General features: G+C 66.5%; 22 protein-coding genes. 8 read left to right on the forward strand and 14 right to left on the reverse strand.

Annotated elements, in window-relative coordinates:
- Positions 1-105: 105 nt before the first annotated feature.
- The 4 genes from CFK21_RS01335 to glnK form a co-directional block, all read right to left on the reverse strand.
- Positions 106-681 carry an L-threonylcarbamoyladenylate synthase gene (locus CFK21_RS01335; RefSeq protein WP_096363985.1) on the reverse strand — a complete coding sequence of 192 codons (576 nt, stop codon included), beginning with the start codon at positions 679-681 and terminating at the stop codon, positions 106-108.
- 276 nt (positions 682-957) lie between these two features.
- Positions 958-1,677: a TorF family putative porin gene (locus CFK21_RS01340; protein ID WP_096363987.1), complete on the reverse strand. Its 720-nt coding sequence runs from the start codon at positions 1,675-1,677 to the stop codon at positions 958-960.
- 121 nt (positions 1,678-1,798) lie between these two features.
- Positions 1,799-3,058, reverse strand: a complete 1,260-nt coding sequence (locus CFK21_RS01345; protein WP_096363989.1) for an ammonium transporter — start codon at positions 3,056-3,058, stop codon at positions 1,799-1,801.
- 41 nt (positions 3,059-3,099) lie between these two features.
- Entirely contained in the window at positions 3,100-3,438 is a 339-nt protein-coding gene (gene glnK, locus CFK21_RS01350; RefSeq protein ID WP_096363991.1) for a P-II family nitrogen regulator, read from the reverse strand.
- 339 nt (positions 3,439-3,777) lie between these two features.
- Between glnK and ubiK the strand changes: the two genes are divergently transcribed.
- The 3 genes from ubiK (at position 3,778) to CFK21_RS01365 (ending at position 6,378) form a co-directional block, all read left to right on the forward strand.
- Positions 3,778-4,080, forward strand: coding sequence for a ubiquinone biosynthesis accessory factor UbiK (gene ubiK, locus CFK21_RS01355; RefSeq protein ID WP_096363993.1), 303 nt, complete (start codon positions 3,778-3,780; stop codon positions 4,078-4,080).
- Positions 4,081-4,284: 204 nt separating this feature from the next.
- Positions 4,285-5,790 carry a YifB family Mg chelatase-like AAA ATPase gene (locus CFK21_RS01360; protein WP_096363995.1) on the forward strand — a complete coding sequence of 502 codons (1,506 nt, stop codon included), beginning with the start codon at positions 4,285-4,287 and terminating at the stop codon, positions 5,788-5,790.
- Between the two features lie 159 nt (positions 5,791-5,949).
- A complete protein-coding gene (locus tag CFK21_RS01365; RefSeq protein ID WP_096363997.1) occupies positions 5,950-6,378 on the forward strand; it encodes a tetratricopeptide repeat protein in 429 nt (142 codons plus the stop codon).
- A 41-nt stretch (positions 6,379-6,419) separates the two neighbouring features.
- Here CFK21_RS01365 and CFK21_RS01370 read toward each other — a convergent pair whose 3' ends face one another.
- The 5 genes from CFK21_RS01370 to CFK21_RS01390 form a co-directional block, all read right to left on the reverse strand.
- Positions 6,420-7,421, reverse strand: a complete 1,002-nt coding sequence (locus CFK21_RS01370; protein ID WP_096363999.1) for an NAD(P)H-dependent glycerol-3-phosphate dehydrogenase — start codon at positions 7,419-7,421, stop codon at positions 6,420-6,422.
- A gap of 18 nt (positions 7,422-7,439) precedes the next feature.
- On the reverse strand, positions 7,440-7,910 hold the full coding sequence (secB, locus tag CFK21_RS01375) for a protein-export chaperone SecB (protein ID WP_096364001.1): 471 nt from the start codon (positions 7,908-7,910) through the stop codon (positions 7,440-7,442).
- Between the two features lie 107 nt (positions 7,911-8,017).
- A complete protein-coding gene (gene grxC, locus CFK21_RS01380; RefSeq protein ID WP_096364003.1) occupies positions 8,018-8,275 on the reverse strand; it encodes a glutaredoxin 3 in 258 nt (85 codons plus the stop codon).
- A gap of 6 nt (positions 8,276-8,281) precedes the next feature.
- Positions 8,282-8,710: a rhodanese-like domain-containing protein gene (locus CFK21_RS01385; protein ID WP_096364005.1), complete on the reverse strand. Its 429-nt coding sequence runs from the start codon at positions 8,708-8,710 to the stop codon at positions 8,282-8,284.
- Between the two features lie 77 nt (positions 8,711-8,787).
- A complete protein-coding gene (locus tag CFK21_RS01390) occupies positions 8,788-9,108 on the reverse strand; it encodes an ArsR/SmtB family transcription factor (protein ID WP_096367436.1) in 321 nt (106 codons plus the stop codon).
- A 224-nt stretch (positions 9,109-9,332) separates the two neighbouring features.
- On the opposite strand from CFK21_RS01390, the gene gpmI reads away from it, so the two are divergent.
- The 5 genes from gpmI (at position 9,333) to CFK21_RS01415 (ending at position 14,910) form a co-directional block, all read left to right on the forward strand.
- Entirely contained in the window at positions 9,333-10,916 is a 1,584-nt protein-coding gene (gene gpmI / locus CFK21_RS01395; RefSeq protein ID WP_096364007.1) for a 2,3-bisphosphoglycerate-independent phosphoglycerate mutase, read from the forward strand.
- Positions 10,906-12,096 (forward strand): murein hydrolase activator EnvC family protein, encoded by a 1,191-nt coding sequence (locus CFK21_RS01400; RefSeq protein ID WP_096364009.1) that lies wholly within the window; start codon positions 10,906-10,908, stop codon positions 12,094-12,096. Before gpmI ends, CFK21_RS01400 begins: the two co-directional genes overlap by 11 nt.
- A 134-nt stretch (positions 12,097-12,230) precedes the next feature.
- Positions 12,231-13,562 carry a S41 family peptidase gene (locus CFK21_RS01405; protein ID WP_096364011.1) on the forward strand — a complete coding sequence of 444 codons (1,332 nt, stop codon included), beginning with the start codon at positions 12,231-12,233 and terminating at the stop codon, positions 13,560-13,562.
- On the forward strand, positions 13,559-14,410 hold the full coding sequence (locus tag CFK21_RS01410) for a divergent polysaccharide deacetylase family protein (protein ID WP_096364013.1): 852 nt from the start codon (positions 13,559-13,561) through the stop codon (positions 14,408-14,410). The genes CFK21_RS01405 and CFK21_RS01410 overlap by 4 nt, the downstream gene beginning before the upstream one ends.
- On the forward strand, positions 14,350-14,910 hold the full coding sequence (locus CFK21_RS01415) for a DJ-1 family glyoxalase III (RefSeq protein ID WP_096364015.1): 561 nt from the start codon (positions 14,350-14,352) through the stop codon (positions 14,908-14,910). Before CFK21_RS01410 ends, CFK21_RS01415 begins: the two co-directional genes overlap by 61 nt.
- 241 nt (positions 14,911-15,151) lie before the next feature.
- Here CFK21_RS01415 and ubiB read toward each other — a convergent pair whose 3' ends face one another.
- From ubiB to CFK21_RS01440, 5 genes are all read right to left on the reverse strand, one after another.
- A complete protein-coding gene (gene ubiB, locus CFK21_RS01420) occupies positions 15,152-16,801 on the reverse strand; it encodes a ubiquinone biosynthesis regulatory protein kinase UbiB (RefSeq protein ID WP_096364017.1) in 1,650 nt (549 codons plus the stop codon).
- A gap of 184 nt (positions 16,802-16,985) precedes the next feature.
- Positions 16,986-17,600, reverse strand: a complete 615-nt coding sequence (locus tag CFK21_RS01425; protein WP_096364019.1) for a ubiquinone biosynthesis accessory factor UbiJ — start codon at positions 17,598-17,600, stop codon at positions 16,986-16,988.
- Positions 17,597-18,064, reverse strand: coding sequence for an RDD family protein (locus CFK21_RS01430; protein WP_096364021.1), 468 nt, complete (start codon positions 18,062-18,064; stop codon positions 17,597-17,599). Before CFK21_RS01430 ends, CFK21_RS01425 begins: the two co-directional genes overlap by 4 nt.
- Entirely contained in the window at positions 18,061-18,807 is a 747-nt protein-coding gene (ubiE, locus tag CFK21_RS01435; RefSeq protein ID WP_096364023.1) for a bifunctional demethylmenaquinone methyltransferase/2-methoxy-6-polyprenyl-1,4-benzoquinol methylase UbiE, read from the reverse strand. The genes CFK21_RS01430 and ubiE overlap by 4 nt, the downstream gene beginning before the upstream one ends.
- Before the next feature lie 298 nt (positions 18,808-19,105).
- Positions 19,106-21,055, reverse strand: a complete 1,950-nt coding sequence (locus CFK21_RS01440; RefSeq protein WP_096364025.1) for a TSUP family transporter — start codon at positions 21,053-21,055, stop codon at positions 19,106-19,108.
- Between the last annotated feature and the right edge of the window lie 14 nt (positions 21,056-21,069).

A 21,069-nucleotide genomic window follows, 5' to 3' on the forward strand; every position in this document is an offset into this window, starting at 1 on the left:
CGGTGGATAGGGACTTCCTTTGTTATCTGTATTGTGAGCGACGGTCACTCGTCGCATCGCCAGGCAAAAGCATATTTCATGCCATGTGGCTCGTGCCCCTCCCCTTCAGGCGGGCCGCAGGACCTCGCCGGTGAGGGCATCGCGGATGGGGGTGGGGCCGGTCGCGCCCACGCAGGGGCCGTACAGGATGGCGTCCACCCCGGTCGGGAAATACTGGTGTACCCGCAACGGCGAGCGGGCCGGCCGCCGGCCGGCCGGATTGGCGCTGGTCGAGACCAGCGGCCCGCCAAAGGCCGCGCACAGGGCCCTGGCCAGCGGATGGGCGGTGACCCTGACGGCCAGGCTGGTATGGGCGCCGCGCAGCCAGACCGGCACCGCTTCGGATACCGGCCAGACCCAGGTGTGCGGCCCCGGCCAGCTCGCCAGCACTGTCCGCCGCCGCGTCGCCGGCAGCGGCGTCAGCCAGGGTTCGAGCTGGGCGAACTCCGCCGCGATCAGGATCAGGCCCTTGTGCATGGGCCGCTGCTTGAGCGTGAGCAGGCGTTGTACCGCCTCGGGGTTCAGCGGATCGCAGCCCAGCCCGTAGACGGCCTCGGTGGGATAGGCGGCCAGGCCGCCGCTATCAAGCGCATGCACGGTGCGGCGCAGCTGCCAGGGACGGATGACGGGGTAGTTCGGCATGATGGGTGTTGTATCACAAAAGCAGGCCCAGGGATGAATGGCCCGAGCTTGGCCGCGTCATTCCCGCGACGGCGGGACAAAAGCGCGGAGCGCGTTGAACGCCCGAAGGGCGAGCGCAGCGAGTAATCCATGGTGAGGCATGGCAACTGAACGCTGGATCCCCGCCTTCGCGGGGATGACGGGAAAAGCGGAATGCGGCTTATGATAAATACCATTCTGATCATAAAAAAACGGGCGCCATGAGGCGCCCGTCGGTCCGGGGTTGAAGGAGGTGTCTCAGAAGCTCTTGGAGGCGGTGAACACGGCCCGGCCGTCGCAGAAGTCCGTGCCGCCGAAGCAGTCGGAGTTGCTCAGGTCGGTGTCGATGTAAGCCAACTCCAGATCCAGGCCCATGGCTGAGGTGGTCAGGCCGAGCTTCCAGTCGTAGTAGTCCGGCGTGCCGAAGGTGTTCTCCTCATCGATGGACTGGTAGCCCACGCTGGCGTTGAAGCCGAAGCTGTCGGACAACGGCAGGGAGACGGAGGCATTGAGGTAGTAGGAGTCACCGGACTCGGCGTAGTAGTCGGGCGAGATGTTGATGGACAGGCCCACGTCGGCGGAACCGACGCTGGTGCCCAGGCTGCCGTAGTACTCGAAGAAGTCCAGCTTGTCGGTGCCGGGGTACCAGAAGTACAGCAGGCCGACATCGTAGCTGAGGCCGCCCATCTCGCCGGAGTAGCCACCGTAGATGTCCATCTCCATATCGGCGATCTCGCCGTCGCCGTCGGCATCGGCCAGTTCGACATTGGAGGCCCAGGTGCCGATATACAGCCCGCTCTCATGACCGAAGTCGAAACCGCCCGAGATGGCCGGCTCGATGGCGTCCTCGCCGGTCTGCGAGATGCCGCGGAACATGTAGTTGGAGGACAGGGCCACGTTCGCGCTGGCTTCGGCATAGGCCGCACCGGTGGCGCTCAGCATGACAACGCTTGCGAGGGTGTGAGTGAGGTATTTCATCGTTTGCATCTCCTGTTGTGAAGTCGATATTGCTTGCTGTTTCAGTCTGGATTCAGGGTGGCGGACGCCAGGCGGCGTCCGCCGTATCCATCCATGGACAAGGGGAACACGTTGCATGGCCTCAGATGCCTGAGCCCTTGGAGCCGGTGAACTCGGGATAGGCCTCCAGGCCGCACTCGACCAGATCCACGCCCTCGTACTCTTCCTCCTCGCTGACGCGGATGCCCATCACGGCCTTGATCACACCCCAGACGATGAGGCTGGCGATGAAGGTCCAGGCCAGGATGGTGACCAGTCCGAGCAGCTGACCGCCGAGGGTGGCGTCCGAGTTGGACAGCACCACTGCGAGCAGGCCCCACATGCCGACCACGCCGTGGACCGAGATGGCGCCGACCGGATCGTCGATCTTCAGCTTGTCCAGGGTGATGATGGAGAACACCACCAGGATGCCGCCGATCACGCCGACGATGGTGGCCAGCAGCGGGGTCGGGGCCAGCGGTTCGGCCGTGATCGCGACCAGACCGGCTAACGCGCCGTTGAGCGCCATGGTCAGATCGGTCTTGCCGAACAGCAGGCGGGCGGTGAGCATGGCGGCGACCACGCCGCCGGCGGCGGCCATGTTGGTGTTGACGAACACCAGGGCGACGGCGTTGGCCTCGTCCACGTTGGAGATCATCAGCTCCGAGCCGCCGTTGAAGCCGAACCAGCCCAGCCACAGGATGAAGGTGCCCAGTGTGGCCAGCGGCATGTTCGCGCCCGGGATAGGGTTGATCTGACCGTCCGGGCCGTACTTGCCCTTGCGTGCGCCCAGCAGCAGTACGCCGGCCAGGGCGGCGGCCGCGCCGCACATGTGCACCACACCGGAACCGGCGAAGTCCTGGAAGCCCGCGGCATCGAGGAAACCGCCGCCCCACTTCCAGTAGCCCTGCATCGGATAGATGAAGCCGGTCATGACCACGGCGAAGATCAGGAAGGCCCACAGCTTCATGCGCTCGGCGACCGCGCCCGAGACGATGGACATGGCGGTGGCCACGAACACCACCTGGAAGAAGAAGTCCGACATGCCGGAGTAATAGGTCTCTCCGCCGCTTGCCAGCACCTCTTCAACGGTATTGTCGCCGCCCAGCAGAAAGCTGATGCCCGGCCATACCGAACTGACCGCCTCGCCGGGGTACATGATGTTGTAGCCGACCAGCATGTACATGATGCTGGCGACCGCGAACAGGGCGATATTCTTGGTCAGAATCTCGGCCGTATTCTTGGCCCGTACCATACCGGCCTCCAGCATGGAAAAGCCGGCGGCCATCCACATTACCAAAGCGCCGGATACCAGGAAGTAGAAGGTATCGAGCGCATAACTGAGTTGAATCACATCTTCCACGGTTCATTCCTCCGCTACGAGTTGTCGGAAATCGTTGATGATCAGAGCGCGTCCGGACCGGTTTCGCCGGTACGGATGCGAATGGCCTGCTCAAGCTCGTAGACGAAGATCTTGCCGTCGCCGATCTTGCCGGTATTGGCCGCCTTGCTGATGGCCTCCAGCACGCGGTCGAGCAGATCGTCGTTGACTGCGACTTCGAGTTTGACCTTCGGCAGGAAGTCCACGACGTATTCCGCGCCGCGGTACAGCTCGGTGTGGCCCTTCTGCCGTCCGAAGCCCTTGACCTCTGTGACGGTGACGCCCTGCACCCCGATCTCGGACAGTGCCTCGCGTACATCGTCCAGCTTGAAGGGCTTGATGATTGCCGTTACTAACTTCATTTGAATCGTCTCCTTGAGCCCGGGACCCCGGCCGTCGTCGGCTGCAGCGGGTCACTGAGTTGTGCGGGTGGTTCCGATCTGGCTGCGGTGGGGATCGCTGGTGTGTCCACACCGGTGCCTGCACGGGTAATCACGACACCCGGGTCATTGCAGAAGCCGTGCCATTAAAAAATTGCTATTGATTACATATGGATGGAGAGGATGTGTGGAACTGAGGAGGGGAGCGTGCACCAGGATGGTGAGTCCGGTTGCGGGCTGCACCGGCAGTTGGCACCACAATGGTGCGGGCTGCATGGGTCGGCTGGACCCCCGGGGTGTGCATGCGCTAGAGTGGCGAACATGCCGGATCCCAAGATACTTGACGAGATTGCCCAGCGGCTCAGCCAGGCCATGCCTGCCGGGGTGAAGTCCCTGCAGTCGGACCTGGACAAGAACCTGCGCGGCGCACTGGCTTCGGCCCTGGAGCGGCTCGACCTGGTCACCCGCGAGGAGTTCGAGGTGCAGGCCGCCGTACTGGCCCGCACCCGCGAGAAGCTGGACGCCATGAACGCGCGTGTGGCCGAACTGGAGCGCCGGGTGTTGGGACAGTCGCCGCAGGACAATGCCGCGGACGGCTCCGGCGAGGATATGGACGGCGGTTGAGACCCCTCCTGTCCGTTATCCAGGCCTGTTTTGTCGGACCGGAAAAACACTGAACCGCAAAGTTGCCCAAGGCGCGTGAAGGATCCATCGAAATCGTGATCCTGTGACGTTGCGGGTTCTCTGAACCTTCGCGCGCCTTCTTCGCCTTTGCGGTTTGAAGATGAAACCCTGCACGGACGCAGGATGGACAGAGGAAGGGAAGCCATGTCACTGGCCGTGGTCTACAGCCGCGCCCAGCTGGGGATCGCCGCGCCGCTGGTCAGCGTCGAGGTCCACCTGAGCAACGGCCTGCCGGGTCTGTCCATCGTGGGTCTGCCGGAGACGGCGGTGCGCGAGAGCAAGGACCGGGTACGTGCCGCGTTGATGAACAGCGGTTTCGAGTTTCCGGCCCGCCGCATCACCATCAACCTGGCCCCGGCCGACCTGCCCAAGGAAGGCGGGCGTTTTGATCTGGCCATCGCGCTGGGCATTCTGGCCGCCTCCCGACAACTTCCCCCTGAGCCGCTGCAGGATCACGAATTCACCGGCGAACTGTCACTGTCCGGCGAACTGCGCCCGGTCACCGGCGTGCTGCCCTGTGCCCTGCAGTGCCGGCAGGCCGGGCGGACCCTGGTCGTGCCCGAGGCCAACGCCGCCGAGGCCGCGCTGGTCGCCGACGGGCGTGCGCTGCAGGCGGGCCATCTGCTGGCGGTGACCGCTTACCTGCGTGAAGATCAGTCATTAGAGCCGGCCCGCGTTTGCGCCGGCGCTGCGGGCCCGGACACCCCCTTGCCCGATCTGGCCGAGGTGCGGGGCCAGGCCCAGGCCCGCCGGGTGCTGGAGATCGCTGCCGCCGGCGGTCACAGTCTGCTGATGGTCGGCCCGCCCGGGACCGGCAAGACCCTGCTGGCCCAGCGCCTGCCCGGCATCCTCCCGGCGCTGGATGCGGCCGAGGCGGTGGAGACGGCCGCCTTGCGCTCCATCTGCGGCTGCCGCATCGACCCAGGCGCCTGGGGCCGCCGTCCCTTCCGGGCCCCGCACCACACTGCCTCGGCCGTGGCCCTGGTCGGCGGCGGATCCAATCCCCGCCCCGGCGAGATTTCGCTGGCGCACAATGGGGTGTTGTTCCTCGACGAGCTGGCCGAGTTCGAGCGCCGGGTGCTGGAGGCGCTGCGCGAGCCGCTTGAGACCGGCAGCATCACCATCTCGCGCGCCGCCCGTCAGGCCGAGTTCCCGGCCCGCTTTCAGCTGGTGGCCGCCATGAACCCCTGCCCCTGCGGCTACCACGGTGATCCCACCCGGGCCTGCCGCTGCAGCCCGGACCAGATCCGACGTTACCGCGGTCGCCTGTCCGGGCCGCTGCTGGACCGCTTCGATCTGCAGATCGAGGTGCCGCGCCAGGCGCTGGACTGGCAGAGCGCCGGCGGCGGCGAACCCAGCGCGGTGGTGCGGGAGCGGGTGCTGGCGGCGCGCGCAGCTCAGCAGCGTCGCGCGGGTCGGGTCAACGCCCGCCTGGAGGTGCGCGCCCTGACGCGGGACTGCGACCTCGTGCCGGAGCTGCAGCGCTTCCTGCAGCAGGCGATCGAGCGTCTGGATCTGTCCGCCCGCGCCGCCCACCGGGTGCTGCGGGTGGCGCGCACCATCGCCGATCTGGCTGGCGCCGAGGCGCTGGCGCTGGCGCATCTGAGCGAAGCACTGCAGTACCGTGTCCTCGACCGGCCGCTGCCCTGAGATTGACTGCAGAAGGCAGGGTTTCAGGTGTTCGGCGGTCGATCCCGGTATAATCGATTCGAAATCAGGCACAGGCCCGGAACCGCCTCAGTCCGGGTGTTATGCCGGCCCGTTATGGCGTAAAGTCAGAACAGGCCCAAACCTATCGGGACCATAGACATGACGATGGAAATCCCTGACGATCCCCGCTTCAAGCGGGCGGTATCGGCCCTGGAGCAGGGCCGGTTCCAGGACTCCTTCGCCCTCGCCCGTCAACTCGCCGGCGAAGGCGATGCCATGGGCATGCATTTCCTCGGCTGGCACTACCACAAGGGCATCGGGATCGAACAGAATGATGATGTTGCCGTAACCTGGTGGCAGCGGGCCGCGCACCTGGGCTGCGCCAACGCGGTCAAGGGACTGGGCTGGGCCTGCGAGACCGGGCGCGGCCTGGCGCGCGATCCTCAGGCCGCCTATCACCATTACCTGCGCGCCATCATGCTCGGCGACGACAGTGCCCGCGAGGCCCTGTTCGAACTGGCGCTGCAGATGCTGCCCGAGGACATCAAGCGGGCCGAGGCCCAGGCGCAGACTTCCCGCGACGAGTAGGGATTGCCGGTGCGGGCACTGTAACCGCTGATCCCGATATCTCAGCCCAGGGTTTCGGGCTTGGGTTCGCGCGCCAGCAGGTCATGCACCGCGGCCTGCGGCGAATGGCCTTCATACAGGACCTTGTAGACCTGTTCGCAGATCGGCATCTCGACCGCATGGGCGCGGCCGATGTTGTGGATCTCGCGCGCCGTATCTGCCCCCTCCACCACCTGGCGGATCTCCGCCTCGGCCTCGGCGCGACTGCGCCCGGCGCCCAGCGCCAGACCCAGACGGCGGTTGCGCGACTGGTCGTCGGTGCAGGTCAGCACCAGGTCGCCGATGCCGCTCAGACCCATGAAGGTCTCGCGCTGCCCGCCCAGGGCCTCGCCCAGACGCATCATTTCCACCAGGCCGCGGGTGATCAGCGCCGCGCGGCTGTTGGCGCCGAAACCCAGGCCGTCGGAGATGCCGGCGGCGATGGCCAGCACATTCTTGATCGCCCCTCCGAGTTCCAGCCCGATGCTGTCATCACTGGTGTAGGCACGGAAGGTCTCGCCCCGCAACAGGGCGGCGAAGTGACCGGCAACGGCCGGGTCCGGCGCGGCCACGGTGGCGGCGGTGGGCAGACCCCGGGCGACTTCGCGGGCGAAGGTGGGGCCGGAGACCACGGCGCAGGCGACCTGCTCGCCGAGGACCTCGGCGGCGACCTGGTGCAGCAGCTTGCCGCTGGCCATCTCCAGGCCCTTGGTGCCCCAGAGGATGCGTCCGAGCGTGCGGGCCCGGTCACGGATCTGCTGCAGGACTTCACGGAAGGCGTGGCTGGGGACGACGATCAGCAGGTCCTCCGCAGCCAGGGCGGCCTCCAGGTCGGCGACCGCTTCCAGCCCCGGCGGGAAGGCGATGCCGGGGAGGTAGTCAGGGTTCTCGCCGGCGCTGGCCATGGCCTGCATGGCCGCCGGTTCATGCCCCCAGAGCCGGACCCGGTGGCCGTTGCGGGCCAGCAGGATGGCCAGCGCCGTGCCCCAGGAGCCGGCGCCGAGGACCGCGATATCCGGATTCATCGTCGTGGCCGGGCGGGATCAGTGTCCGGCGGTGGTGGGATCGGTGACCTGGGCCTGGACCTCGTTGACCTGCTGGGCGTAGAGGGCATCGAAGTTGATCGGCGCCAGCAGCAGGGGCGGGAAGCCGCCGCGCTGGATCAGGTCGGCCACGGTTTCCCGGGCGAAGGGATAGAGGGTGTTGGGGCAGAAGGCGCCCAGCATCGGTTTGATCTCGTCTTCGCTGAAACCGGCCATGGTGAAGATGCCGGCCTGCTGCACCTCGGCCAGATAGGTGGTTTTCTCGCCCTGGGTGGCGGTGACAGTGAGTTTCAGTACCACCTCGTAGACATTCTCGGCAATGCCGTGGGATTCGGTGTTGAGGTTGAGATTGACCTCGGGCTTCCATTGCTCGGTAAACACGGCCGGGCTGTTGGGCGTCTCGAATGAGAGGTCCTTGACGTAGATTTTCTGGATGGCGAATTGCTTGTCGTCGGCGTTGGCTTCACTCATGAGAACGGTTCCGTCTTGGTTTTGTAGTAGGGGTGAGGCGGCCTTGTACGGCACGTTATTCTAGCGGCTAATTGTGACAGATGTCCGACCCCCGGCAAGCCCGCGGCTCACTCCGCCAGCAGCGGATCCAGCCTGCCCTGCGACTCCAGTGCATAGAGTTCGTCGCAGCCGCCGATGTGATGCTCGCCGATGAAGATCTGCGGCACCGAGGTGCGGCCCCCGGCGCGGCTTTCCATTTCCTCCCGCCGGTTGGGCTCCAGGTCGATGCGGATTTCCTCGAACTCGGCCCCCTTGGACGTCAGCAGCATGCGCGCCCGCACGCAGTAGGGGCAGTAGGGGGTGCAGTACATGACAACCTTGGACATGGTGCTTTACTTCCTGCTGAGGGGAAGGTTGGCATTTTCCCAGGCCAGGATGCCGCCGGCCAGGTTGTAGACCTGCGTGTAGCCGGCCTTGCGCAGCTGGGTGGCCGCCTTGTTGGAGCGGCTGCCGCTGCGGCAGTAGGCCACCACGGGTTTGTCCTTCCCGGTCTTGAGTTCCGCCAGGCGCTGGCTGAGCTGACCCAGCGGGATATGCCTGGCGTTGGGGATGCGGCCGGTCTCGGCGAGTTCCTTGTCCTCGCGTACGTCCAGCAACAGGGCGCCGTCGCGATTGAGGATCTGGATGGCCTGGTTGGGGCCGACCTGGGGAATACCATAGCGGCGGCGCTGGATCTCGCCGCCCAGCAGCAGGCCGAGCAGGACGAAGAAGGCGCTCCAGAGGATCCAGTGATTTACAACGAATTCAACAAACTGCGACATGAGAAGGCCGGAGGTTCAGTGCAAGTGGCGGGTGACGGCCATGCGGCCGGCACCGGTGTTCGGCGGCGTTTCGGGCTTCAGCTGCTCGAGCAGAAGACCTCGCGCATCATCCCGATCAGGGCCAGGGTGCGCGCATCGCCGACGCGATAATGCACGCGATTGGCGTCCTTGCGCGAGGTGAGGATGCCCTTGTCGCGCAGGATGGCCAGGTGCTGGGAGATGTTGCTTTGGGAGGTGCCGACCCGCTCGACGATCTCCTGCACGCTCACTTCCTGGTCACCCAGGGTGCAGAGGATCTTCAGCCGTAGGGGATGGGACATGGCTTTGAGGGAACGTGAGGCACGATCGATGTCTTCTTCGCGTGTGATCAGTTCGTCGCTGGTCGCTTCTAATGTCATGGAACTCGCCTCGCTGAATGCGCAGCACAGGGGGAAGGCTGCGGGCAATGGATCGGTCATGTCGGGGGTGCCTGCACTGACTTTTATCATCAAAACATTATACAATAATAAGCCATTTGAAAAGTGGGGCAACCGCGCCGGGGCAATGGACGCGCGCGCACTGGTTGCCGAACCGGATTCGGGTTAGACTTAATCTAAACTTGGGAGCCGACTTGAGTAATACGATGCCTGCTGCGCCAAAACCGCTGGTTTTGCTGATCCTGGATGGCTGGGGCTATCGCGAGGAAACCGACTCCAATGCCATCGCCAATGCTCGCACGCCGGTGTGGAATCACCTGTGGAATGACTATCCGCATACCCTGATCCGCACCTCGGGCGCGGCCGTGGGTCTGCCCGGCGACCAGATGGGCAACTCCGAAGTCGGGCATCTCAACCTGGGCGCCGGCCGCGTGGTCTATCAGGAGTTCACCCGCGTCAGCCGCGCCATCAAGACCGGCTCCTTCTACACCAACCAGACCCTGACCGACGCGGTCGACCTGGCGATCGACAGCGACAAGGCCGTGCATATCCTCGGCCTGCTCTCACCCGGCGGCGTGCACAGCCACGAATGCCACATCCATGCGATGGCCGAACTGGCGGTCCAGCGCGGGGCCAGGCAGGTCTACATGCACGCCTTCCTGGACGGGCGCGATACCCCGCCGCGCAGCGCGGCCGATTCCATCGAGAAGATGGAAGAGAAGTTCCGCGAGTTCGGCGGTGGCCGCTTCGCCTCCATTGTCGGGCGCTACTATGCCATGGACCGCGATCACCGCTGGCCGCGCATCCAGGCCGCCTACGATGTCATTACCCAGGGCAAGGCGGAGTTCCAGGCCCCGGATGCCGCCACCGGTCTGCAGATGGCCTATGCGCGCGACGAGGGCGACGAGTTCGTCCAGGCCACGGCCATCGTGCCCGAGGGTGAGGCCCCGGTGCACATCGAGGACGGCGATGTGGTGGTGTTCATGAACTACCGCTCCGACCGCGCCCGCCAGATCACCCGGCCCTTCATCGAGCCCGACTTCGACGGCTTCGAGCGCGAAGTGGTGCCGAAACTGGGGCGCTTCGTCAGCCTCACCGAATACAACTCCGAATTCGACATCCCGGTGGCCTTCCCGCCGGAGCGGCTGGAGAACGTCTTCGGCGCCTACCTGTCCCGACTGGGCATGCACCAGCTGCGCCTGGCCGAGACCGAGAAATATGCCCACGTCACCTTCTTCTTCAACGGCGGCGTGGAGGAGCCCTACGAGGGCGAGGATCGCATTCTGGTCCCCTCCCCCATGGTCGCCACCTATGACCTGCAGCCGGAGATGAGCGCCCACGAGGTGACCGACCGGCTGGTCGAGGCCATCCAGGGCAAGAAGTACGATGTCATCATCTGCAACTACGCCAATCCGGACATGGTCGGTCATACCGGCAACTACGAGGCCGCGGTCAAGGCCATCGAGGCGCTGGACAAGTGCCTGGGCCGGGTCTACGAGTCGCTGCGCGAGGTCGGCGGCGAAATGCTCATCACCGCCGATCACGGCAACGCCGAACAGATGCAGGGCGAGGGCACCGGCCAGGCCCACACGGCCCATACCTCCAACCTGGTGCCTTTTGTCTATATCGGCCGCAGCGCCACCCTGGCCTCGACCGGGTCGCTGTGCGATGTCGCACCCACCATGCTTTATCTGATGGGGCTGGAGCAGCCCATGGAAATGACCGGCACCAGCCTGGTCGAACTCGAGGACCAGCAGGCGCCCACCGCAATGGAGCGCCGTGAGGCCTGACCCGGCCCTGCGCCCGCTCCTGCTGGCCCTGTTGCTGGCCGGCCTGCCTCACCCCGCTGCTGCCGAGGCGCAACTCGATCCCGAACAGGCATCGGCCCGGCTGGAGGCGCTGCGCGACCGCATCCAGGCCATCGAACACAAGCTCGATCGCTCGCGGGCGGAGGAATCCCGGGTCAACCGGTCGCTGCGCGAGGTCGAGACCCGGCTGTCCCGGACCCGGCGGGAACTGGCCGAGACCGCTCGGCGGCTCGAACACCAGCAGACACGGCTGCAGGCGCTGCAGCAGGAACAGGCGCAGCTCGACCGGGAACTGGCGCAGCATCGCGAGGGTCTGGAACAGTATCTGCGCACCGCTTTCATGCTGGGCCGGCAGGAGTCGATCAAACTGGTACTGAACCAGGAAGATCCCCAGCGCCTCGGCCGGACCCTGACCTATTACCGCTACCTGGCCCGGGACCGGGCCGAGGCCGTCAGCCGGGCCCGTCAGGCCCTGCAGGAACTGGCCGCCGTTGAACGTGACATCGATGCCCAGCTCGCCGCCCTGGAAGCCACCCGGGCACGGCGGGCCGAACAGCACCAGGACCTGAAGCGCCAGCAGGCAGATCGCGGTACCCTGCTGGCTCGGCTGCGCAAGGAGATCCGGACCGACCAGGATCAGCTTGCCCGGATGGAGCAGGACGAGCAGCGGCTGCAGGCGTTGCTGGAGGAGTTGCGCCGGGCCCTGGACGATGTGCGCGAACTGGACCGCCACCAGCGCCCCTTCGCCAGCCTGCGCAGTGAACTGGCCTGGCCGGTGGCGGGAAAGTTGATCCACCGCTTCGGCCAGGCCCGTGAGCACCGTGGCCTGCGCTGGCGCGGCGTCTACATCGCCGCCGCGGACGGCGATCCGGTGCGGGCCGTTTCCCGCGGCCGGGTGGCCTTCGCCGATTGGCTGCGCGGTTTCGGCCTGCTCATCATCGTGGATCACGGCGACGGTTACATGAGCCTGTACGGCCACAACCAGGCCCTGTTCCGCGAGCCGGGTGACTGGGTCGAGGGCGGCGAGGTGCTGGCCCGGGTGGGCGACACCGGCGGAGCGTTGGAGACAGGGCTGTACTTCGAACTGCGCCACGAGGGGAAGCCGATCGATCCGCTCAAGTGGTGCGCCGGTGAGCCGACAGACAAGAGGGCATCCCGTTAGCGCAAGCCGTTGATGCCCGAGAGGATTTGCGCCACGCCGCCGCTGTGCTAAGGTCGCACCCAGGACCTGTGTATATAGCCTGTTGTTATAATGGAATTTTTTGACAGAGCCCGGACAGGGCCGATGGATGGACGATGACTAGACCGATACAGAAGCTTTCGCTGATCACCACGGGGGTGGTGCTGGGTGTCACCCTGAGCCTGGGCCAGGGGGTATTCGCCGACCGCGACAATGACGCCGCCAGCCTGCCGCTGGAGGAGTTGCGCGGTCTGTCCGACGTATTTGCCCGGATCAAGAACGACTACGTCGAGCCGGTCGAGGACAAACAGCTGCTGGAGAGCGCGATCCGCGGCATGCTAACCGGACTCGACCCGCATTCGGCCTATCTGGATCCGGAACAGTTCAAGGAACTGCAGGTCGGTACCAGCGGCGAGTTCGGCGGCCTCGGCATCGAGGTGGGCATGGAGGACGGCTTCGTCAAGGTGATTGCCCCCATTGACGACACCCCGGCCCAGCGTGCCGGTATCCAGGCCGGCGATCTCATCATCCGGCTCGACGACACCCCGGTGAAGGGGATGAGCCTGGGCGAGGCGGTCAAGATCATGCGCGGCAAGCCCGGCTCGGACATTACCCTGACGGTGGTGCGCGAGGGCGAGGAGAAGCCGCTCAAGATCGTCATCACCCGCGCTATCATCAAAGTGAAGAGCGTCAAGAGTCGCATGCTGGAGCCCGGCTACGGCTATGTGCGCATCTCCCAGTTCCAGGCCGCCACCGGCGACAGCCTGGCGCGCACTGTCTCCGAGCTGCGCCGGGAGGCCGATGGCGGGATCAAGGGGCTGGTGCTGGATCTGCGCAACAATCCCGGCGGCGTGCTCAATGCGGCGGTCTCCGTCTCCGACGCCTTCCTGGACAAGGGCCTGATCGTCTACACCGAGGGCCGGGTGGCGGATTCGCGTCTGCGCTTCAATGCCACGCCCGGGGATGTGATCGAGGGGGCGCCGTTGGTGGTGCTGGTCAACCAGGGCTCGGCCTCGGCCTCCGAAATCGTCGCCGGCGCGCTGCAGGATCACCGCCGCGCCATCATCGTCGGCCGCGAGACCTTCGGCAAGGGCTCGGTACAGACCATCGTGCCGCTGAACAACGGGGCGGCGGTCAAGCTCACCACGGCGCGCTACTACACGCCCAACGGGACCTCCATCCAGGCCGAGGGCATCGTGCCGGACATCAAGCTCGACGATGTGCGCATCTCGCTGGTCGACTCCGGTTTCGATCCGATCAAGGAAGCCAACCTCTCGCGTCATCTGCGCAACGGCAATGCCGATGACAGCAGCGGCACCGACAACGTCGAGCAGCCGGCGGATCAGGAGAGCGAGGGCGAGGAGCCTCTGGCCAAGACCGATTACCAGCTCTATGAGGCGCTCAATCTGCTCAAGGGGCTGGTGATCCAGGCGGAGCGCATGCGGTGAGTCGACTCCCGGCCTGGCTGCGCAGCGGACTGTTCCTGCTGCTCGGCCTGCCGGGGCTGGCACCGGCCGCCTCGGGGCTGCCCGAGGCCGGCCGCGACCCCGGCCGGCCGGCCGAGATCGCCATTATCATCGACGACATGGGCCGCCGGCTGGCGGCGGGCCGGCGCGTACTCGACCTGCCCGGCCCGGTCGCCTGCGCCTTCCTGCCGCACGCCCCCCATACCGACAGCCTCGCCCGCGCCGCCCATGCCCGCGCCAGGGAGATCCTGCTGCATCTGCCGATGCAGGCCATGGATTCCCGCCGTCTCGACGCGGGTGGGTTGGAACTGGACATGACGCAGCGGGCCTTCCTGTCTACACTTGAGGACAATCTCGGGCGGGTGCCGCATGTGCAGGGCGTGAACAATCACATGGGCAGCCTGCTCACCCGGCATCCCGGGCACATGCTGTGGCTGATGCAGGCCCTGCGCGAGCACGGCGGCCTGTATTTCGTCGACAGCCGCACCAGCCGCCATACCATCGCGCGCCAGATCGCCCGCGAGCAGGCCGTGCCCAGTATCGAGCGCGACGTGTTCCTGGACGATGACCCCCGCCTCGAGGCGGTGCGCGCCCAGTTCGAGCGGCTGCTGCAACTGGCCCGTCGCCAGGGCAGCGCGGTGGCCATCGGCCATCCGCATGCCAGCACCCTGCGGGTGCTGGAAGAGGCCCTGCCACGGCTGGCCGAGCGCAACGTGCGCCTGGTGCCGGTGTCACGCCTGGTGCAACAACAGTATGTGAGGGATTCCCAATGGCGACTGTCCTTATCCCCCTGGCCCAGGGCTGCGAAGAACTCGAGGCCGTCACCCTGATCGATCTGCTGCGTCGCGCCGGCATCGAGGTGATCACCGCCGGCCTGGACGAGCAGCCGGTCAAGGCCTCGCGCGGTACCGTCCTGGTGCCCGACACCACCCTGGATACGGTGAAAGACCGCGACTTCGACATGATCGTGCTGCCCGGCGGCCTGCCCGGCGCCGATCATCTGGATGCCGATGCGCGGCTGCGCGAGATGCTCAGGCGGCACACCGAGCGCGAGCGTTATGTCGCCGCCATCTGCGCGGCGCCCAAGGTGCTGGCCAGTGCCGGCCTGCTGGACAACCGCAAGGCCACCAGTTTCCCCGGTATCCTGGACGGCGCCGGCGTGGCCGGGCTGGAGTATCAGACCGACGCCGTGGTGCAGGACGGCAGGATCGTCACCTCGCGCGGCCCCGGCACCGCCATGGACTTCGCCCTGGCGCTGATCGAACTGCTGGCCGGGCAGGCCAAACGGATCGAGGTGGAAGGGCCGCTGCAGCGGCCGCAGGTGGTCTGAGTTTTGTGACGAGTAGTCGAGTAGGATGGGTGAAGGCGTGCAGCGCTGTGACCCATCAACCGGCCGGCGGACAACGATGGGTTGCGCTGCGCTTCACCCATCCTACAGGCTGCGTTGTTGAGTTTTGTAGGTCGGGTTAGCCTGAAAGGCGTAACCCGACAATCGCCGTGGCCTGTCGGGTTACGCTGTGCTAACCCGACCTACGTCAGGTTGCGGTTTCCCCCTGGCCCTGGCACCCGGTTCATTCCCCCCAGGCGCTGACCAGAAACCCCAGCCCCGCAATCCCGAGCACCCAGGTCAGCAGCGGCGCGCCGCCGATCATGAGCGGGGCATAGCCGTCCAGACCATAGATCAGCGCGGCCGAGACGATCAGGCCGCTGCCGGTGATGGCCATCACATTGCGCCGGTTGGCGCGACGCAACTCGTGACGCAGTTTTCTGACCTCCTCGGACTGCCATTGCACAGTGAGGTTGCCGTTGGTGGCCTGGCTCAGGGTGCGGTGGATCAGCATGGGCAGTTCCGGCAGGGCCTCGGTCCATTGCGGAATGCTCTGTTTGAGATTGCCGATGAAGGCGCGCGCCCCCACCTGCTCGCTCATCCAGCGCTCCAGAAAGGGCTTGGCGGTGCGCCACAGATCGAGCTCGGGGTTGAGCTGCCGGCCCAGGCCCTCGATGTTGAGCAGCGTCTTCTGCAGCAGCACCAGCTGCGGCTGCACCGTCATGTCGAACCGGCGCGCGGTCTGGAACAGCCGCAGCAGCAGCTGGCCGAAGGAGATATCCTTGAGCGGACGCTCGAAGATGGGCTCGCAGACGGTGCGGATGGCGGCCTCGAACTCGTCCACCCGGGTGCTGCGCGGCACCCACTCCGACTCCACATGCAGTTCGGCCACGCGGTGATAGTCGCGGCGGAAGAAGGCGAGGAAGTTCTCGGCCAGGTAGCGCTGGTCCTCGGGGCTGAGCGTACCCATGATGCCGAAGTCCACCGCCAGGTAGCGATTGTCGGCGCCGACGAAGATGTTGCCCGGGTGCATGTCGGCGTGGAAGAAATTGTGCTTGAACACCTGAGTGAAAAAGATCTCCACCCCGCGTTCGGACAGCAGCTGCAGATCCACGCCGGCCTGGCGCAGGGCCTCGATGTCGCTGACCGGGATGCCGCTGATGCGTTCCATCACCATGACGTTGCGCCGGCACAGCGGCCAGTAGACCTCGGGGACGTAGAGCATCCCGGAGTCGCTGAAGTTGCGCCGCAGCTGCGAGGCATTGGCCGCCTCGCGCAGCAGATCCAGCTCGTCCATGATGGTGGTCTCGAACTCCTGCACCACCTCCACCGGCCGCAGGCGGCGCGCCTCGCGCGAATAGCGTTCGGCCAGCCCCGCCATGTAATAGAGCAGCGAGACATCATTGGCGATGGTGCGCTCGATGCCCGGGCGTACCACCTTGACCACCGCCTCGCGCCCGTCATGCAGGGTGGCGGCGTGGACCTGGGCGATGGAGGCCGAGGCCAGCGGGGTGTCCTCGAAACTGGCGAAGCTCTCGGCGATGGACTGGCCCAGCGCCGATTCGATCAGGGTGCGCGCGCGCTCCGAGGGGAAAGGCGGTACCCGGTCCTGCAGCCGGGCCAGTTCGGCGGCGATGTCGTCGGGCAGCAGGTCGCGGCGGGTGGACAGGATCTGGCCGAATTTCACATAGATCGGTCCCAGCGCCTCCAGGGCCTGGCGGATGCGCACCCCGCGCGGATCGCGCTTGCGATGAAACCAGTTCCAGGGCAGCAGGTAGAGGACGAACCGGAACGGCCGGAACAGGTGGATGGCGAACACCACCTCGTCCAGGCCGTAGCGGATGAGCACCAGCTGGATGGTGAAGATACGCCAGAGCTGTCGAAAACCGGGCATGCGGGGTCCTGTTCAGATTATTCTGTGTTGCGTGTCTACGGGTGTCCGGATGCTTCTGCGTCTGTAACGCAGCGTGTAGGTCGGGTTAGCGCAGCGTAACCCGACAGGCCGCGGCTGCAACGTGTTGGGTTACGGCGCTATGCGCCTAACCCAACCTACACAACTGCGTCCTCTGCGTTCCCCGTCACTCACTTTCCGACAACCTCCGCTCCAGCCGTTGCAGCCGCGCCTCCAGGCGTTCAACGTCGTCGCGCAACACGTCCACGTCGGCATGGAAGAGTTCGAGCTCGGGCCGGCTCGGGAGCAGTCGCGCCTCTTCGGTCAGGTACTCGCTGAGGTCCGCGCGCAGGGTGCGGGAGGTGCGGGAGGCGTAGTCGCGGCCGTGGCGAACGGCACGGCCGGTCTGGTGCGCCAGTTGGTCGCCCACCAGCCGGGCGAGCTGTTCCTCCCAGTCCACCTGCACCGACTGCAGCAGTGCCTGGAAGCGCTGGGCCAGGCCGGTGTCGCCGCGCAACTCCACCGCATCGCTGAACAGGCCCTCGCCCGGCCGTTCGGCCAGGGCCAGGCGGGCCAGGGCCAGCGGGGTGCCGGCGATGGTGGCATCCGCGGCGTCCTCGCACTGCTGCAGGATCTGGATGTCATGCTCGCCGGGCAGAAAGAACAGCCGCAGGCCCAGCCCGCGCAACTCCAGCGCGATCACCCGCCCTGCCAGCGGTGTCAGCCGCGCCCGGGCCTCGGGGTCGAGGGCCAGGTAGCGGTTCAACGCGGTCTCCAGCGCGGCGGTCAGGATGGTGCTCATGCGCCGGCCTCTCGCAGGAGGCTGGCGAGGCTCCTGGTCGCCTCGTCCTCCTGCACCAGCCGGGTGCCGGAGAGGATATCCTGCCAGCCGCGCCGCTCGCGGTCCCACAGCATCCACAGGATGCCGAGCAGTGCCACGGCCAGGGCGGGGATGTAGGCCAGCAGGCGCAGCAGGCACTGTCGCGCGCCGGGCGGTCTGCCCTGCCCATCCACCAGGCGGATGCCGATCAGCAGTGCGCCGGGGGTGGCCTGCAGCCGTAGCCAGAACAGCAGGATGGTCAGCACCAGCGCCGCCGTCAGGATCAGGGGGGCGGCGGGATTGCTGAAGGCGTGGTCCAGCCCGTTTTCCACCCCACCGCGGCCGAGCAGCCAGAGCAGCCAGTTGCCCGCCCCCAGCACGAACAGGACCAGCAGCAGGTCGAGGCCGAAGGCGCCCAGCCGTTGCAGCGGGCGGGCCGGGGTCACAGCTTGTAGCCCCGGTGCAGGGCCACGATGCCGCCGCTGAGGTTGTGATACTCCGCCCGCTCGAAGCCGGCGGCCTGCATCATTCCCTTGAGCGTTTCCTGATCGGGGTGCATGCGGATGGATTCGGCCAGGTACTGGTAGCTGGCGGCGTCGTTGGCGATGAGCTTGCCCATCAGGGGCAGCATGCGGAAGGAATACAGATCGTAGAGCGGTCGGAAGCCCGGCAGGGTCACCTGCGAGAATTCCAGGATCAATACCCGGCCGGCAGGCCGCAGGACGCGATACATCTCGCGCAGCGCGGCGTCCTTGTCCGTGACGTTGCGCAGCCCGAAGGCGATGCTCACGCAGTCGAAGTGGTTGTCGGGAAAGGGCAGGCGCTCGGCGTCGGCCTGGACGTACTCGATATTGCCCGCCACGCCCTGGTCGAGCAGCCGGCGGCGGCCCTGTTCCAGCATGCTGGCGTTGATGTCGGAGACGACCACCTCGCCCTCCGGGCCGACCATGCGTGCAAAGCGTGCGGCCAGGTCGCCGGTGCCGCTGGCGATGTCCAGCACCCGCTGGCCGCGGCGTACGCCGCTGCGCTCGAGAGTGAAGCGTTTCCACAGCCGGTGGATGCCGAGCGACATCAGGTCGTTCATGACATCGTACTTGTCGGCCACCGAGTCGAACACGCCACGCACCTGGCGTGCCTTCTCCTCGAGGGGCACCTGCCTGAAACCGAAATGGGTGGTCCTGTCGCTCATGCTGTCCGGCCCGTAGCTATAAGGGATGCCGGGCAGTATACCAGCCGCAGGCGGGGCTTTCTCAACGCGCAGTCGGGTCCAGAGAAGAATGGTGCAGACCTCGAGACGCGTCATCCCCGCGCAGGCGGGGATCCAGCGTAGAGCGCGTCGCCGGGAATTGTGTAGCTGTAGTCATCCCCGCGCAGGCGGGGATCCAGCGTCTATCGGCTCTCCCGGGCACTGGATTCCCGCCTGCGCGGGAATGACGGCCAGGTTGATATTCGCCCTGTGTTGGGCGCCATTCAGCTTGGGAGGGGTGTCAGCCGGTCTTGACCACCAGCACGGCGCAGGGGGTTTCGTTGAGGATGCGCTCGGAGACGCTGCCGATGAGCACGCGCTCCAGCCCGCTGCGTCCATGGCTGCCGGTGACGATCAGATCGGCATTGCGTTCACGGGCCAGGCCGGTGATGACCTCGGAAGGAACCCCTTCCTGGACCAGACCTTCCACCTCGGTGCCTTCGTTGCGCATGTGTTCGACCACCCGGTCCACGGCCTGCTGGGCCTCGGTCCGGCGCTCGGGGCCGTGGCTGGGGGTGGTCACCGAGACCACGCTGACCCTGGCGTCGCAGAACTGGGCCAGGCGGGCGGCGGTCACTGCCGCGGCATCGGCATAGCGCGAGCCGTCGGTAGCCAGCACCAGGTGGCGCCCCTCGATGTGGGCGGCGCGCGGCACCACCAGCACGCTGCAGTGCGCGCTGCCGATGACCTGGGCGGTGGCGTGACCCAGCATCAGGCGGGCCAGGCCGCGCCGACCGCGCCGACCCATGATGATCAGATCCGCCTGCACCTGGTCGGCCAGGGCGACGATCTCCTCGTCCACGGCACGGCCATGGATGGCGTGGGTCTGGCACTTGATGCCGGCGGCCTCGGCCTCGGTCCTGATCCGGTCCAGGTTTGACTGCACCATCTCCAGTTCCTGCTTGAGGATGGATTCGCCCAGGGCCTCATGCTCGGCGCCGGTGGCCAGCAGCGACATCACATGCACCTCGGCGCCGCACTTGGCGGCCATGCCGAGCGCCTCGCGCACGGCCGCGGCGCTGAATTCGGAGCCGTCGCTGGCGACCAGGAAACGCTCGAAGCGGCCCAGCGGCGAGAGCTGACCGGCCTCGGCGGCGGCCGGGGCCACCGCCGGAGTGGCCGGTGCCGCGGCCGCGGCGGCCTCGGTGGCCAGGCGATGTTCCCGGATACCCTGCATCAGCGCCTTGAGGATCATCACCGCGCCGAACAACAGGGCGAAGGCGAGAATGCCCTGGCCGATGCCGTCCAGCACCGAGCGGGTGTCCGGGGCCAGCTCGGCGGTGAAGCCCAGTTCGCCCAGGTAACCGGGGATATAGAAGAAACGGCTGACCAGCACCAGCAGCATGATGGTGGCCATGACGAACTTGACCACATGGTCCTTGACGTAGGTGGTGCCGATGGCGCCGATCTGGATGCCGAACAGCGAGCCGGCCAGGATGATCATGGCCAGTCGGATGTCGACGAAGCCGTCCAGGGCGTAGAACAGGCTGCCGCCCATGCCCATGACGAAGGCGATCACCAGCTCGGTGGCGCTGGCCATCAGCGCCGGCAGGCCCAGGATATAGATCATGGCCGGTACGCCGATGAAGCCGCCCACGGCGATGGTCGAGGCCAGCATGCCGGTGGCGAAACCCAGCGGCGCGATCACGATGAAGGAGATGCGCGCATTGATGCTCTTGAAATGGATCATGGTGCCGGGGATGTTCAGGGTGCGCACCCAGCGGGCGACCTTGTTGAGTTGTTTGGGCTCGCCCTGGGTTGCCTCGCCGCGTTTTTCGCGAATGGCGTCGCGCAGAACGAAACCGCCGACGATGCCCAGCACCACCACGAACACGGCCGAGACGTACAGATTGGTGCCGGCGCCGCCCAGGGCGTCGCGGATGTCCACCATCAGTCCCTTGCCGAAGAAGACCCCGGCCTCGGCGAACACCCCCATCACCAGGCCGAGCTTGATGTCGACCTGGCCGTAGCGGTTGCGCTTGATCGCACCGACCAGGGATTTGGGGAACTTGTGGGCCATGTTGCTGGCCACGGCGATCACGCCCGGCACGCCCAAGCTCATCATGGCCGGAGTGAGCACGAAGGCGCCGCCGGAGCCGATGAAGCCGCTGACCATGCCGCCGACAAAACCCACCAGGAACAGGATCAGGGCGGTGGTGGCGTTGATATCGATGAACTGCAGGGTGTCCATGCCGTCTCCTCGTG

Source organism: Thiohalobacter thiocyanaticus (assembly GCF_002356355.1).
Classification (GTDB): Bacteria; Pseudomonadota; Gammaproteobacteria; order Thiohalobacterales; family Thiohalobacteraceae; genus Thiohalobacter; species Thiohalobacter thiocyanaticus_A.

Coding starts and splice junctions, on each gene's coding strand:
- CFK21_RS01360 (WP_096363995.1), top strand. CDS start 4,285: ATGTCACTGGCCGTGGTCTACAGCCGCGCCCAGCTGGGGATCGCCGCG.
- ubiE (WP_096364023.1), bottom strand. CDS start 18,807: ATGAGCGACAGGACCACCCATTTCGGTTTCAGGCAGGTGCCCCTCGAG.
- secB (WP_096364001.1), bottom strand. CDS start 7,910: ATGAGTGAAGCCAACGCCGACGACAAGCAATTCGCCATCCAGAAAATC.
- CFK21_RS01370 (WP_096363999.1), bottom strand. CDS start 7,421: ATGAATCCGGATATCGCGGTCCTCGGCGCCGGCTCCTGGGGCACGGCG.
- gpmI (WP_096364007.1), top strand. CDS start 9,333: ATGCCTGCTGCGCCAAAACCGCTGGTTTTGCTGATCCTGGATGGCTGG.
- CFK21_RS01335 (WP_096363985.1), bottom strand. CDS start 681: ATGCCGAACTACCCCGTCATCCGTCCCTGGCAGCTGCGCCGCACCGTG.
- CFK21_RS01440 (WP_096364025.1), bottom strand. CDS start 21,055: ATGGACACCCTGCAGTTCATCGATATCAACGCCACCACCGCCCTGATC.
- CFK21_RS01385 (WP_096364005.1), bottom strand. CDS start 8,710: ATGTCGCAGTTTGTTGAATTCGTTGTAAATCACTGGATCCTCTGGAGC.
- ubiK (WP_096363993.1), top strand. CDS start 3,778: ATGCCGGATCCCAAGATACTTGACGAGATTGCCCAGCGGCTCAGCCAG.
- CFK21_RS01425 (WP_096364019.1), bottom strand. CDS start 17,600: ATGAGCACCATCCTGACCGCCGCGCTGGAGACCGCGTTGAACCGCTAC.
- grxC (WP_096364003.1), bottom strand. CDS start 8,275: ATGTCCAAGGTTGTCATGTACTGCACCCCCTACTGCCCCTACTGCGTG.
- CFK21_RS01340 (WP_096363987.1), bottom strand. CDS start 1,677: ATGAAATACCTCACTCACACCCTCGCAAGCGTTGTCATGCTGAGCGCC.
- glnK (WP_096363991.1), bottom strand. CDS start 3,438: ATGAAGTTAGTAACGGCAATCATCAAGCCCTTCAAGCTGGACGATGTA.
- ubiB (WP_096364017.1), bottom strand. CDS start 16,801: ATGCCCGGTTTTCGACAGCTCTGGCGTATCTTCACCATCCAGCTGGTG.
- CFK21_RS01365 (WP_096363997.1), top strand. CDS start 5,950: ATGACGATGGAAATCCCTGACGATCCCCGCTTCAAGCGGGCGGTATCG.
- CFK21_RS01415 (WP_096364015.1), top strand. CDS start 14,350: ATGGCGACTGTCCTTATCCCCCTGGCCCAGGGCTGCGAAGAACTCGAG.
- CFK21_RS01405 (WP_096364011.1), top strand. CDS start 12,231: ATGACTAGACCGATACAGAAGCTTTCGCTGATCACCACGGGGGTGGTG.
- CFK21_RS01390 (WP_096367436.1), bottom strand. CDS start 9,108: ATGACATTAGAAGCGACCAGCGACGAACTGATCACACGCGAAGAAGAC.